Raw genomic sequence first — 13,518 nt, 5'->3', positions numbered from 1 at the left:
TTACGCCCAGCGTTTAATGATAATCGAGGTGTTGATGCCGCCAAACGCGAAGTTATTGCTCTGCAGATACTCGCAATCGATCTGGCGGGCTTCTCCCATAATATAATCTAAAGCACCACATTGCTCATCCGGTTGCCTCAAATTGAGTGTCGGGGCAAACCAGCCTTCACGCATCATCTGTAAACTCATCCACGCTTCCAGCGCGCCGCAGGCTCCGAGCGTGTGGCCAAAATAGCTCTTCAGCGATGAAATCGGCACGTTGTCACCATAGATAGCGGCAGTGGCCTGGCTTTCAGCAATATCACCGCGATCGGTGGCAGTACCGTGTGCGGAGATATACCCCATATCCAGGGCGCTTAATCCCGCCATGGCCAGCGACTGCTCCATACAAATCTGCATGGTTTCACGCTGAGGCTGGGTGATATGGGCCGCATCACAGTTAGTGGCAAAGCCCACGATTTCGCCGTAGATAGTGGCTCCGCGCGCTTTGGCATGCTCCAGCTCTTCGAGTATCAGGGTGCCCGCGCCTTCCCCAATCACCAGACCATCGCGCTGCGTATCAAATGGCGAAGGGGTGGTTTTGGGTTCATCGTTACGCTGGCTGGTGGCAAACAGCGTGTCAAACACCGCCGCTTCAGACGGGCACAACTCCTCAGCGCCCCCCGCAACCATAACGGTCTGATAGCCGTGGCGAATCGCCTCCCAGGCGTAGCCAATTGCCTGGCTGCCTGACGTACAGGCGCTTGAGGTCGGGATGACGCGGCCACGTAATCCAAAGAACAGTCCGGTATTCACCGCGGTGGTGTGCGGCATCATCTGCACGTAGGTTGTGCCGGTGATGTTATTGGTGTGCTTTTCGGTGAGCATAGTGGCGAATTCGCTGACGGGCCCGGTACTGCCTGTGGATGAGCCATACGCGATACCCGTTTGCCCATTGGTGAGCACCGCCTCGCCAATCAGCCCCGCCTGCTCGAGCGCCAGCTCGGTGGCGCGGGTCGACATCAGCGACACGCGGCCCATGGCGCGGATCCGTTTGCGGGTATAATGTTCCGGCAGCGTGAAGTCATCAATCGGCGCGCCCAGCAGGGTGTGCAGGCCATCATAGATCTGCCACTCCGGCATTTTACGCACCGCGTTTTCATACGCCAGCAGCCTGCTGGACACGGATTGCCAGTTTTCGCCAAAGGCGGTCACGCCGCCCATGCCCGTAATCACCACGCGACGCGTCATAGCATTCCTCCGTTAATGGAAATGACCTGGCGGGTGACGTAACCCGCAATATCTGACATCAGATAGCTTGCCAGCCCGGCGACCTCCTCAGCCTGGCCCATGCGTTTCATTGGAATGATGGACATCGCTTCTTTCAGCGCGGCCTCTTCCATTTCAATCATTCCGGTATCAATCAGCCCCGGCGCAATGCAGTTCACGGTGATTTTGCGTTTTGCCAGCTCAATCGCCAGCGCTTTGGTGGCACCGATAATGCCCGCTTTTGCCGCGCTGTAGTTCACCTGCCCGCGGTTACCCATCACGCCGGACACGGACGATAAGGTGATAATGCGTCCCCCTTTACGGGTGCCAATCATCGGCATAATGCAGGGGTGAATGACGTTATAAAAACTGTCGAGATTGGTGTGGATCACGCTGTCCCAGTCGTCTTCACTCAATGCCGGAAAGGCGCCATCGCGGGTGATACCCGCGTTGCTGACCACGCCATACCATGCGCCATGGGCTTCAATGTCCTGTTCCAGCACCTCGCGGCACTGTTCGCGGTTGCCCACATCAAACGAGAGTAAACGGCCGTTGCCGCCCGCCTGCGTGATGGCGTCCAGCGTCTCCTGCGCGCCTGCGGCATCACGATGGTAATGCACGCCTACGGTAAACCCGTCGGCGGCAAGCTGGCGGGCGATGGCGCGCCCTATGCCTTTGCTGGCCCCGGTGACCAGTACGGAACGACTCATGCGTTAGATCCCTGATTAAAAAGCGAGGTTAATTCTTCTGCGCTTGGCTGGAAGGTGTTGACCCGGCCCGTGGCCAGCGTCTCTTCATTAGCGGAAATTGCGCATTCAAAACTGCCGAAGCGTTCGTCCTGCATCAGCAGCTTAACGGTGATGTCCAGCGTCAAGCCTGCGGCGAAACGCCCGCTGGCGCAGATCAGTTCACGCGCGCCGAGCACCATGCCCAGCGCAATATGCTCCTGCCCCTGCTGCTGGCGATGCCAGCCGGACCAGACGCCGACGGTCTGCGCCATCAGCTCGAGCGCGTACCAGCCCGGCAGGTCGCCATCGGCATTCAGAAAGGGTGCCAGCACGCTTTGTCTGTCTATCGCGACGCGGCATACCGCTATGTCGTCCGTCACATTCTCAACGGACTCCAGCAACATCATGGGCGCATCGTGCGGCAAATAGGCTTCGGGTGATAAGTAGCTCATGACGCTCTCCCCAGCAGAATGCTGGCGTTGTTGCCGCCAAACGCGAACGAGTTAGACAGAATGACCGGCTTTGTCAGCGCGGTGCGCTGGTGCAGCAGACCGCACGGCGCCAGCGTGTCGTCCGGTGCGTAGCGGGTGAAGTCCTGCGGCGGTAAGGGCAGATCGCGCGTCAGAATCAGCCAGCTCAGGGCCGCTTCGGTGATACCGGCAGCGCCCAGCGTATGGCCGGTAAGGTGTTTAGTAGAGCTACAGGGTACGCTTTCCCCAAAGAGATCGTGTACCACCTGCGATTCAATCTGATCGTTAAGCGGCGTGGCCGTGCCGTGCAGGTTGATGTAGCCGATATCTCCGGGCTGCATACCCGCTTCGTTGAGCGCCTGCGTGATGGCCCTGATCGCCCCTTCGCCCTGCGGATGCGGAGCGGAGATATGGTACGCATCGCTGGATTCCCCCGTCCCGAGCAGCGCCACGTCCGCGGGCTCACGGCTAAGCACCATCAGCGCGGCGGCTTCACCGATGGTGATCCCCCGACGGTCGCGACCAAAAGGCTCGCAGAGCGAAGGGGAGAAGGATTCAAGGCTGTTAAACCCGTTGACGGGCATCCGGCTCAGGGTATCTGCTCCGCCAACAATGGCGATGTCCACCAGCCCGGCTTCAATCAGACGTTTGCCGCCGATCATCGCTCGCGCGCTGGAAGAGCAGGCTGTCGAGATCGTATAGGCCGGGCCTTCGAGCTGAAGCCAGTTGGCGAGGAAGCGGGACGGATCGCCGAGCTCCTGCTGCGGGTACTGCCAGTGCGTGCTCGCTTCGCCATGGGTCATGCGCTGCACGTGCTCATCGCCTTCATCCAGCCCAGAGGTGCTGGTCCCCAGCACCACGGCCACCCGATCGCGGCCGACGCGGGCGATAGCCTCGTCGACGGTCGACTGAATCTGCGCCAGCGCGGCCAGCAGAAGCTGGTTGTTGCGGGTGCGGTGTGCGGACAGCGTTTCCGGGATGGGCGGCAGTTCGCCTTCCACACCGCCCAGCACGGCATCGGGTGAACCCTGTAACCAGCCGGTTCGGGCATGCATACCCGGCGCTACGCCCGTCACCAGGTTAGCAGCGATTTCATCATGCGAGTTGCCCAGCGCGTTGACCATGCCAACAGCGGAAATATAAATCATCTCAGTCACCCAGATATTGAATGGTGATGTGGTATTTAAAAACGTGTTGCTCGATGCTGATCGGCTCGCGCTTGCCTTTACGCTGCAGGTAGACAATCTCCGTCACCAGTTTGCCGCTGGCGTTACGCAGTTCGCGCCGATCGCCCGTGTCAGTCAGCGTCCAGCCCTTCGGCAACTGCGGCTGCCAGGCGCTAATCGGCCAGTGGCTGAGCATCACGTCGGCCAGCACCTGGCTGGCGGGCGGCAACTGCGGCACAACGATCGACTGCTCGGTATGAATACCGGTCTCATCGTACGTCGCCAGGAACAGACGAATGCCCACGGAAGAGAGCCCGGCCAGCGTCACTTTATGCGCATCCGCGTTGAGCATCACCAGCAGGGACTGCGTTTGCCCGTTAAAGCTGCCGGTCAGCAGCTGCTGGGAGCTTACCGCCGGGCTAATGCCGGGCGGCGGGAGCGTAACGCGGGTTCCCGGCTGGAGCCAGGCCTGGGGACGCGTCTCTTGGGTATCGGTCGAATGGCTGCAGCCTGCCAGCAGCAGCGCCGCGGTTAGCGCGACGGCGCGGTAAAAAGCGTTCATTTACGTTTTCTCTCTTTCTTATCCGGCATCGCCAGCGGCGCCAGCAGGAAGGCGGTAAAAATACCGCTCACCAGCACGATACCAAAGCTGCTAATGGCCTGCGTGGCGCTGAAGACGAGCATGCCCAGCGTCAGCAGCGTGGTCATCATCGCCAGCGTAATCGCCAGCATCGAGGTCAGCGGCGTGCCGCGCGGGTTGCTGAAAAACAGCGTGTAGTTAATGCCAATGCCGAGCACCAGCACCAGCGCCAGCAGTGAAAACAGGTTTACCGGGTGGCCCGTTGCAGCCAGTACCGCCAGCCCGCAGCTCAGCGAGAGCACGGACGGCACCAGGCTTATCAGCCCCTTACGCCAGCCGAGGCGCACCATCGCCCCGCAGGCAATCACCCCCAGCGCGGCAAACAGGAGCCCCGTCAGCAGCGTGCGGTAGAGGGCAAACAGGGTGTCAAAACTGGCTTTGCGATCGACCCAGACGACACCGTCATGGCGCGCGGCCAGCTCGCCGAGGGCCGCGCTGTTTTTTGCGTCGTCCACCGGCACGAGCACGCCGCTTTGACCGTCGGGCAGGGTCAGCCAGAGCAGACGCCAGCCTTCGCTGGCCGGGCTTTTAAGCCACGCGTCCACGCTGACCGGCATGGCGTCCAGATTCGGGGAGACGGCGTTGAGCCCTGCGCTTTTCAGCACGTTCGTTACCGCAGGCGCGGCGTTTTGCAGCAGCGTAAGATCGCTTTTCTGGCGGGCCAGCGAGTTCAGCGGCAGGGTGCGCCAGCGGGTAATTTCTCCCGCTTTCTGCGCCTCTGCCAGCGCCGGGGTAAAGGCTTCCAGCCGCTCCAGCGTTTGCTGAGGCGAAGCGCCATGAACCACAAACCATTTCTGATCCACGCTCTGTCCGGTCAGGGCGGTAATGGCCTTCTCCTGCGTCAGAATATCTTTCGGCAACGCCTGCAGCTGGGCGATGTCGTCGTCCACCTTCAGCGTGCTTATTCCCACGGCGGAGAGCAGCGCCAGCGCGACGGGAAGACCAATTGACAGTTTTTTACTGCGTCGCCAGGCGGCCAGCCAGCGCAGCATCAGGACCATAAAGGGAACCGGGCGCACCGGTAACCCGCGGCACAACCACGGATGCCAGAAAATCACCGTCAGGCAGGAGGCGCTCAGCCCCACGGCAGCGAACACCGCCATCTGGCGGATCCCGGGGAAGGGGGCCAGCATCATAATCAGGTAGGCGGCGACGGTCGTCAGCAGCGCCAGCAGCAGCGCATTGCGAACTTTGGCCAGGCTTTGCCAGGGAGAATGCTCCGCGCCGTGTACCATCCGTTCGGTCAGGTAGTAAAGCGTGTAGTCTGCCGAAATTCCGATGATGCTCATGCTCATCACCAGCGTCATCAGGTGCAGCTCGCCAAAGAGCAGCAGCGTCACCACCGTCCCCGCCAGCGCGCCGATGGCAATGGAGAGCACGCTCAGCAGCAGCGGGCGCAGAGAGCGGAACACCGCCACGATGAGCAGGAACACGCCAAGCAGGGTGGCGATACCCAGCGTCGAAACATCACGTTTGGCCTGCTGGCTGGCGTAATCGCTGTAGAACACGGTCCCGCGGGAAAGCAGCTGTGCCTGAGGGTAGTGGGCTTTCAGCGTCTCCTGCAGCGCGTTAAGCGTCGTCACGAGCCGGTGGGTCTGCTGCATATCAAATGATGAGCCCGCCAGCTCGCCGTGGAGCAGATACCAGTAGTTTCCCGCCTCATCTTTTGCGACCAGCCAGCCGTCCATCAGCCGCAGCTTCTGGCCGTTTTGCGCCAGAGCGAGCTGCGAGCCGCGCATCAGCATCAGGGGATCGTTTTGCAGCTCTTTACCGCTGACGCCGGAAAAGGCCGAGTAGAGCTGAGATAAAATCCACTGCGCCTGCGCTTCTCCGCCGTTTTGCAGGCGGGCGCGGGTGGCGGGGTCAATCAGGCCATTTCGGTGCTGCCAGAAGAACTCTCCCCAGGCCTTTTGCCCGGCGGCGTCCATCGGGCCTTTGACCTCGCTGAGCGAATCAGTGCTTTGCAGCAGCGCCAGCCACTGCTGTGCCACGCGCGGATCCGGCTCTTTGCCGGGGCTGACCAGCCAGACCAGCTGGCGGTCGAGACGCTGCATAAACCCGTCGTTGAGCGCCGGCGGGATCGCCCCCAGCGTCTGCTTCGGCAGCATGGCCAGCACGCTGCTGTTCAGTCGCGCGCCGGGCAGCAGCGACAGCAACACGCCCAGCAGAATCAGGCATAACGTGGCCCACAGCAGCGCCGGGCGCAGGGATTTACGGTGCGGCAAAGCGTTGGCGTTCGTCATCGGTCAGGCTGGCGGGCGTCAGTTGGTGGTGAGAAAGGGCGATATCGGTACGGTCGCCCTGTTTGTCGTTGAGGCGAATCGTTTCCAGATAGGTCGCGCCGCCCAGATCGAGGGTGGCGAAAATCTTGTCCAGCGGCGTCGTTTTTGGCGTAAGCACCAGCGACCAGCGGCCCGCTCCCAGGTCTTTAAAATCGATGCGGAAGTTCTCTTCCAGCACCTTGCGGTCCGCCTGGAACAGGGCGCGCAGAAGATGGTTGAACTGGAACATCTGCGGATTATTGTCGGCAGTGATGGTTTGCGGCGGCTGGCCGTTAATCGCCTGCACCATCCGCTTGTCGTCCAGCAGGAGCGTCATCGGAAACGGCGCTTTTTGATCCCACAGCAGGCCGCTGTCGCGGGCGATCAGCATCTCGCCCTGCGAGCGCAGCGGCTGCGGCATATCTTTTATCGTGCGAACCTGTTCGAAATGCGCGCGCACCACGGGCTGCTCGGTGAAGCGCTGCTGCAGCTCATCCAGCGTCACGGCGCTGACCAGCGGGCTGACGATCAGCGCCAGTAAAGGCAACCATTTCATGGTGTTACTCCCATACGTTCAAACAGTATTGCCGGGCTCACAAAGCACATTTCGCGGGTCGCTTCTTCCACCGCCACCTGAATGGTGTAACCGGTGGTCGTGCGTTTGCCGGTCTGCGCATCGAAAATTTGATAGGCAATGCGCAGGCGGTTTTCATACTCTTCAATGTGCGCGCGGACGCGAATACGCTGCTCAAAGGTCACCGCATCGCGGTATTTCACCCGGGTGTCGACGACGGGCCAGACGTAGCCGGAGGCCTTCATCTGGCGATAGCCATAATCAAACTGATTGAGCAGCGCCTCGCGGGCGATCTCAAAGTAGCGGAAATAGTTACCGTGCCAGACCACGCCCATCATATCGACGTCGTGGAACGGAACGGTGATCTCGACTTCAGTCGTAAAGCGGGGATCGGTTAGCACCCTTTACTCCTTCTCACTGGACTCTGGCAGATGCCAGAAATCGAAAAAATTAAACCAGTCGAGCGGCGACATGAGGGCGTAATGTTCCAGCCGCTGCGCATAGCGATCGACGGTATCTTGCAGTGCCTGCTGGCGTTCACCGCGCGGCAGGCGCAGCGGGTCGGCAAACGGCTCGCAGTGCAGGACGAGCTTACCCTGCTGGCGCAGGGCGAAAATCAGCACCACCGGGCAGCGCAGGATGGAGGCCAGGATAAACGGCCCCTGTGGGAACGGTGCAGGCTGGCCCATGAATCGGCTCCAGATCACGCGCCATTCGCCGCCGCGCTGCGGATTCACCGCGATGCGATCCCCCACAATCGCGACCCATTCACCGCGCTCAAGCTTCTCTTTGATGGCAATGGCGGTGTCCGGGCCGATGTCGGTGACCGACATCAAATTCACGCCAGCTTCGGGCGCCATTTCGCTCATGATTTGCTTAAAGCGCTGGGCGTTCTCGCTGAAAACCAGGGCGTTGATGATTTTACTGCCTTCCAGCTGAGCCAGGGCCCGGCAGGCCTCTACGTCGCCAAGGTGCGAGGCCAGCAGCAGTTTGCCCTGTGGAGCCGCGATGTTTAACGCTTCGCTCGCGCCGGGGGCAAAGACAATATCGCGATGAAGCTTCAGCTCGCCGCGCCAGCTGGCGACTTTATCCAGCATCGCGTTGCCGAAGCGCATGAAATGGAAAAAGCTGTTAAGCCGTGAGGGAACAGGCATGCTCCGCTGACGCAGTTCTTGCTTCACTCTCGCCATCCACTGCCGCGAGGCCTGCCGCGCCGGACGCGCGATAAGCCAGTACACGCCGATAACCGGCCACAACAGCACGGTAAAGGCCCGCCGACCCAGTAGTTCCCAGACGCGCAGCATCAGGCGCATCCCCCACAGACCCTTGACCTCGTCCTGCTGCGCCCAGTGCTGGCGGCGTCGACGGAAAAGCAGGCCGGGCATGCGGGGCAGCATGCCGAAGAAGAGCCGGGTATGCATCAGGGAGATCCGCACGTTATCTTTTAGCGCGTCGAAGTGGGACAAACCGTCCTGCGGATAGGTCACGCGCGTGGGCAGAAAGACGCTGGTGTTGCCCTGCCAGTAGAGACGAACCATCACTTCGGTGTCAAAGTCCATCCGCTTGCCGAGCGGTTCGCGCGCTGCCAGCCGCAGCGTGGGTGAAACCGGATAGACCCGAAAGCCGCACATGCTGTCTTTAAGCTGCAGCGATAAGGTTTCAATCCACACCCAAACGTGGGTGATCCAGCGCCCGTAAAGTCGGGAGCGCGGAATAGAGTCATCGTAAATGGGCTGGCCGGAAATCAGCGCGTCCGGGTGGCGCTCCGCCAGCGCCAGCAGTTTGGGGATATCTTCAATGGCGTGTTGACCGTCCGCATCCACCTGCACGGCGTGGGTGTAACCCGTCCGCGCGCACTCCTCCAGCCCTCTGATGACCGCGGCACCTTTTCCGGCGTTTTGCGCCAGACGAACCAGCGTCATCTGCGGCTGCTCCGCCGCCAGGCGCTCAAGCTCCTGACGGGTTACTGCGTCGCTGCCGTCATCCACCACCAGGCACGGCAGGCCGAACGGCGCGAGACGTGACAGCACGCTGGCAATCATCGCGCCGTGGTTGTAGCACGGGATCAGCACGCAGGGACGAAAGATTACTGACATAGACGAATTTTCCCGCTGCTGGCGGTGTGGCGCTCAGCCCCGGCATGGCGTTGATAGCTGAAGGTCAGCATCTGACGTTCGGCATGCCACTCAAGCATCAGCGTCACCGTGGTTTCCGGCAGCAGTGGTGCCTGAAACTTCACGTTTTGAATGCTGTGAAAGCGATAGCCCGGTGCCAGTAACGTCGTGGCGTAGTGCATCACCCAGTCAAGCTGCGCAACGCCGGGCAGCAGCGGTTGTACGGCGAAATGGCCCTGAAACCAGAACAGCGTTGCGTCGAGATGCAAAACGATCTCCAGCTTCTCCGGCTGTGTCTGGTGGCGCTCAATTTCATGAATTTTCATGAAATAACTCCTCTAACTGCGCATAGACACGCTTGTTCATACTGTTTACCGGCATTTCATCAACGATGCGCCAGTAGCGCGGCACCGCGACGGGTTCAAGCCACGGCAGCAGGGCGCGACGCCAGGCGAACTCCTGCGCTTTTTTATCCTGCACATACCCGCGCTGACGGGCCGTTTCATCCAGAACCAGCAGGGCGCCAATCCCCTGACGACCCCCGCGCGTGACCGGCAGGGCGGCCGCTTCGCAAATACCGTCGAGCTCCAGCAGGCGGCGTTCGATCTCGTTAAGCGAGATGCGTTTTTCTTCAATTTTGACCACTCGCCCGCGGCGACCGGCGATGCTGAAAAGCCCCTCGCTGTCGAAGTGCAGGATATCGTCGAGCTGGAGCCCTTCTGGCTCATGGATCAGTGGCGACGTAACGCGACAGGCGTCATCTTCCTGATGGAAGATCACGCCGGGGAACGGTAGCCAGGGCACGTTATCCTCCTGACGATGGCGCCAGGCGAGGATCCCGGTTTCGGTACTGCCATAAATTTCATCCGGCCAAAGGTTAAGCCAGCCGGAGGTGGTCGAGACGTCACGCCAGGGCAGCATTCCACCTGCTGAAATCAGCATCCTGACGGGCGGCGCGGCAAGCTCGGTATCCAGGCGCTTCAGGAACGCCGGGCTGCTGATGAACAGGTATTGCCTGTCAGGAGGCAGGGCGGCCAGTTGTTCTGCGTAATAGAGCATCGCGGCATGCAGCGGCAGGCCCAGCGCCATCGGCAAGACGATACGGAATGTCAGGCCATACAGATGTTGCGGTACGACCGAGGCCACAATGCTGCATCCGGCCAGACGCTCACCAAAGCGGTTAGCCAGCAGGCGGGCTTCGCGATCCAGACTGACGATGTGCTTAACCACCCGGCGCGGGGTGCCCGTGGAGCCTGAGGTGAACAGTTCAACGAAGCGGTTTTCGTCAATGATCGGCAGAGGCACCCAGTGGCTGGCTGTCTGGTGGCTGGAGGCCACCACAATCTGTTTCCCATGAAAACCAAGAGTCCGATCGCTCAGAACGCCGCTAAACAAAGATTGCTGTTCTTCAAGCTGCGAGACGCGGCTATGGCCGGGAATGACCGGTGTTTTACCGGCGTGCAGCGAGGCCAGCAGCGCAACAATAAACAGGTAGCTGTTTTCAAAGCACAGCGCCCAGCGCTCGCCTTCCTGCTGACGCAGGGTCTCGACCAGTAAGGTTACGTCGTGGCGCAACTGGCCCAGCGTCCAGGTACGATCGTCAAGCCAGGCAACAGGCGTGTCGTCAGGGCGCGGCGCATTTAACCACTGGCCCAGCGGAAGGGGGTTAGTCATTGTGCATCTCTTTTTTTATCACCCGCTGGCGCACCAGCCACTCTGCTGCCATCAGCATCCCCATCAGGATGTAAGCCACCATACCGTTCCATAGCGTCCACAGATGCATGTCGCCGTGGAGGACGGTAAACAGCGCCATCGTGCCGTTGCCGACGAAAAAACCGCACCAGACGAGGGTCACCTTACGGGTATAGCGCACGCCCTCCGGGGGCAAGTTTGGCTCGCGCAAGCGCGCCAGTCGTTCGACAAGCGGCATCGCTGTCCACAGCGAACCGCCAAACACGGCCAGCATGACAAGGTTGACGACCACCGGGTAGAGCAGCAGCCACTGGTGGGCTTTCAGCAGGTAGCTTGCCGTGCAGAGGGCGATCCCCGCCAGCGCCACGCACTGCACCACATACCGCATCGGGCTTGTGTTCCGCTGCGCCTGACGCAGCCGCAGCAGTAACACCAGAGCCATCACGGGTAATAGCCACTGCAGGCTGTTATGCGCCAGCCCAAATCCAACCAGGAAGGGCCACGCCAGCAGCATCAACCCCGTCAGAAGTGGGATGATCGGGAATGTCCGTCCGCCGCGCACGACGTCTTACTCTTCGCGCAGAAGCTGTTCGACGGCGTCTACCACATCCTGAACGGTACGAACCGATTTGAAGGTTTCCGGCTTGATTTTCTTGCCCGTTTTCTTCTGCAGATGAACAATCATGTCCACCGCATCAATGCTGTCCAGCTCCAGGTCTTCGTAAAGACGGGCTTCAGGGGTAATATCCTGCGGGTCGATTTCAAACAGTCGGGTCAGAAGGCCACAGACTTCCTGATAAATGGTTTCTTGTTCGGTCATCGTGATCACATCTCAGGCGCGTTGAGCGTTGATAAAGGACGCCAGCGTGGCGACGGAAAAGAAGTGCTGGCGCATCTCTTCGCTTTCAGCAGAAAGCACCACGCCATACTGGTTTTTCACGGCCAGACCCAGTTCCAGCGCGTCGATAGAGTCGAGACCCAGCCCATCGCCAAACAGCGCGGCATCGGTATCAATATCCTCTGCGGTAAGCTCGTCCAGATTCAGCGTGGTGATAATGAGATTCTTAATTTCAAGATAAAGCGCTTGCATCATTAATTCCTGACAAAGATTGAAGGCCTGATGTTAATCGATGCTGTAGATGCCGGTTTAACTGCCTTGCCGCCAGCGCCGGTTCTTGTTCATTTGCATCGTAAAATTCGTCGATGTTCACGCGGTCGCGGACATCCACGGTGAAGACAGGTTTTTCTGGCGGCACATCATACCAGCGACTTTTTTTATCCAGCAGATGTTCGCTACAGTGGATCAGCACCACCCGCAGATCGCTGTTACAGCGCACGGCGATATTTGCTGCGCCGCGCTGGAGGGAAATAGCTTCGCCAGACCGGGTACGTGTGCCTTCCGGGAAGATTAACAGCGTGTCGCCCTGAGCCAGACGCTGCTGGCTTGCAGCCAGCAGAGGCTCGGCTTCGCTGTTAATCAGGTAATCCGCCGCGCGGATGACGCCGCTGACAAACGGATTGCGCAGCAGCGCGCTTTTCACCAGACAGTCGGTTTCTGGCATCACCGATGCCAGAATCACGTAGTCAATTAACGTGGGGTGGTTAGCCACCACCAGACAACCCCGATCGTTGCGCAGGGCGTCAAGATTGTGAATGCGATAGTCCAGTACCCCGAGGCCACGGGCAACGGTCAGGAAGAAGCGGAAGCTGGCCGCAATGCTGCGCCGCGCAAGGCGACGGCGGTTGGTGCGGTCGCGCTGGACGATCAGCAGCAGGTTGAACCATACCAGTGACAGCAGCAGCCCGCCCACGCCAAACAGCACGAAGCAGAATCCGGTCATCACCAGACGCCATAACCAGTTAATTCGGGCAGTCAGGCGGTTCATGCGCGCGTCCATTGCCACAGCAAACGTTCGCCGGGTACCACAAACTGGCGTGCCTCGCTGAGATAGCGTTGCAGGAACACCAGGCTTTGCGGAAGGGCGGGTTCATCCCCCGTGCAGCCGCTGCGGGTTTCACACTGCAATTCCTTGCCGGATTCAATCACCAGCGCCAGCGCGTAGGGCCAGGTGGGCATCTGGTGCGGTAACGCCGGGTGGTAAAATTCCGGCAGTGCGCCGTCAAAATCGACCAGCAAGACGCGGGAGTAGCCCGCCTGCAGCAGGCTCAGGACTTCACATAATGCCTGCTGGAAGGTGTCCAGCCCGGCAGAAATGGATGACGAGACGATTGCCTGGCGTGCGGTAATCGTGAGATTGCCCACCGCCGAGTTGTGCACGGACATGGCGAAGTCGGTAGGCGATACGGATTGCCCCGTCGCCAGAGCATGCAGAATACGGTAGTTGCGCTCCAGCTCGCCGTGGCGGCTGGAATAGACGACGGCATCAATGGCGTGGTGTTGCAGCATAGCGAGACCAATGTCCACCGCCAGCTTACTGCCTGAATTGAGGCGGCGCGCGGTCATCATGGGTAAAGCGGTCAGCCGGGGAAGCGGGGCCGCTGGATCGACGGGCAGCTGCAGGCGTGACCACGCCTGCCACTCTGTGGCATCGCTGAGTCCTGGGGCTCTCGCCTGCCAGTCGATAATGTTCAGTGAAAATTTCATCTACGCGCGTCCGCGAAAAA

Annotated in this window: 16 protein-coding genes; all 16 read right to left on the bottom strand. The window is 60.4% G+C overall.

Going from position 1 to position 13,518, the window contains the following annotated elements; genetic code table 11:
* Genes BFV67_RS20760 through BFV67_RS20685 form a run of 16 tightly spaced genes read right to left on the bottom strand, consistent with a single transcriptional unit; the run spans position 1 to position 13,498 of the window.
* Positions 1–1,230 carry a beta-ketoacyl-ACP synthase gene (locus BFV67_RS20760; RefSeq protein WP_058654976.1) on the bottom strand — a complete coding sequence of 410 codons (1,230 nt, stop codon included), beginning with the start codon at positions 1,228–1,230 and terminating at the stop codon, positions 1–3.
* Positions 1,227–1,958: a 3-ketoacyl-ACP reductase FabG2 gene (locus BFV67_RS20755; RefSeq protein ID WP_008503093.1), complete on the bottom strand. Its 732-nt coding sequence runs from the start codon at positions 1,956–1,958 to the stop codon at positions 1,227–1,229. Before BFV67_RS20755 ends, BFV67_RS20760 begins: the two co-directional genes overlap by 4 nt.
* Positions 1,955–2,428 (bottom strand): hotdog family protein, encoded by a 474-nt coding sequence (locus BFV67_RS20750; protein ID WP_069598854.1) that lies wholly within the window; start codon positions 2,426–2,428, stop codon positions 1,955–1,957. Before BFV67_RS20750 ends, BFV67_RS20755 begins: the two co-directional genes overlap by 4 nt.
* Complete coding sequence (locus tag BFV67_RS20745; protein WP_063618186.1) at positions 2,425–3,594, bottom strand: beta-ketoacyl-[acyl-carrier-protein] synthase family protein; 1,170 nt, start codon at positions 3,592–3,594, stop codon at positions 2,425–2,427. The genes BFV67_RS20750 and BFV67_RS20745 overlap by 4 nt, the downstream gene beginning before the upstream one ends.
* 1 nt (position 3,595) lies before the next feature.
* Complete coding sequence (locus BFV67_RS20740; protein WP_008503090.1) at positions 3,596–4,174, bottom strand: DUF3261 domain-containing protein; 579 nt, start codon at positions 4,172–4,174, stop codon at positions 3,596–3,598.
* Positions 4,171–6,495 carry an MMPL family transporter gene (locus tag BFV67_RS20735; protein ID WP_069598853.1) on the bottom strand — a complete coding sequence of 775 codons (2,325 nt, stop codon included), beginning with the start codon at positions 6,493–6,495 and terminating at the stop codon, positions 4,171–4,173. Before BFV67_RS20735 ends, BFV67_RS20740 begins: the two co-directional genes overlap by 4 nt.
* Positions 6,464–7,069, bottom strand: a complete 606-nt coding sequence (locus BFV67_RS20730; protein ID WP_045372068.1) for an outer membrane lipoprotein carrier protein LolA — start codon at positions 7,067–7,069, stop codon at positions 6,464–6,466. The genes BFV67_RS20735 and BFV67_RS20730 overlap by 32 nt, the downstream gene beginning before the upstream one ends.
* A complete protein-coding gene (locus tag BFV67_RS20725) occupies positions 7,066–7,488 on the bottom strand; it encodes an acyl-CoA thioesterase (RefSeq protein WP_008503087.1) in 423 nt (140 codons plus the stop codon). The genes BFV67_RS20730 and BFV67_RS20725 overlap by 4 nt, the downstream gene beginning before the upstream one ends.
* Before the next feature lie 3 nt (positions 7,489–7,491).
* Positions 7,492–9,183 carry a glycosyltransferase family 2 protein gene (locus BFV67_RS20720; protein WP_069598852.1) on the bottom strand — a complete coding sequence of 564 codons (1,692 nt, stop codon included), beginning with the start codon at positions 9,181–9,183 and terminating at the stop codon, positions 7,492–7,494.
* Positions 9,174–9,527: an ApeI family dehydratase gene (locus BFV67_RS20715; protein WP_008503085.1), complete on the bottom strand. Its 354-nt coding sequence runs from the start codon at positions 9,525–9,527 to the stop codon at positions 9,174–9,176. Before BFV67_RS20715 ends, BFV67_RS20720 begins: the two co-directional genes overlap by 10 nt.
* Positions 9,514–10,875: a class I adenylate-forming enzyme family protein gene (locus BFV67_RS20710; protein ID WP_039267163.1), complete on the bottom strand. Its 1,362-nt coding sequence runs from the start codon at positions 10,873–10,875 to the stop codon at positions 9,514–9,516. The genes BFV67_RS20715 and BFV67_RS20710 overlap by 14 nt, the downstream gene beginning before the upstream one ends.
* On the bottom strand, positions 10,868–11,407 hold the full coding sequence (locus BFV67_RS20705; protein ID WP_198925665.1) for a COG4648 family protein: 540 nt from the start codon (positions 11,405–11,407) through the stop codon (positions 10,868–10,870). The genes BFV67_RS20710 and BFV67_RS20705 overlap by 8 nt, the downstream gene beginning before the upstream one ends.
* Before the next feature lie 54 nt (positions 11,408–11,461).
* Positions 11,462–11,713, bottom strand: coding sequence for an acyl carrier protein (locus tag BFV67_RS20700; protein ID WP_008503082.1), 252 nt, complete (start codon positions 11,711–11,713; stop codon positions 11,462–11,464).
* Positions 11,714–11,725: 12 nt separating this feature from the next.
* Positions 11,726–11,983, bottom strand: a complete 258-nt coding sequence (locus BFV67_RS20695) for a phosphopantetheine-binding protein (protein WP_008503081.1) — start codon at positions 11,981–11,983, stop codon at positions 11,726–11,728.
* Complete coding sequence (locus tag BFV67_RS20690; RefSeq protein WP_008503080.1) at positions 11,964–12,779, bottom strand: lysophospholipid acyltransferase family protein; 816 nt, start codon at positions 12,777–12,779, stop codon at positions 11,964–11,966. Before BFV67_RS20690 ends, BFV67_RS20695 begins: the two co-directional genes overlap by 20 nt.
* On the bottom strand, positions 12,776–13,498 hold the full coding sequence (locus BFV67_RS20685) for a beta-ketoacyl synthase chain length factor (RefSeq protein WP_069598851.1): 723 nt from the start codon (positions 13,496–13,498) through the stop codon (positions 12,776–12,778). The genes BFV67_RS20690 and BFV67_RS20685 overlap by 4 nt, the downstream gene beginning before the upstream one ends.
* Positions 13,499–13,518 lie beyond the last annotated feature (20 nt).

The organism is Enterobacter roggenkampii, from assembly GCF_001729805.1.
Lineage (GTDB): Bacteria > Pseudomonadota > Gammaproteobacteria > Enterobacterales > Enterobacteriaceae > Enterobacter > Enterobacter roggenkampii.
The sequence above is the reverse complement of the archived record's forward strand: the minus strand, read 5'-3'. Positions and strand labels throughout refer to the sequence as shown.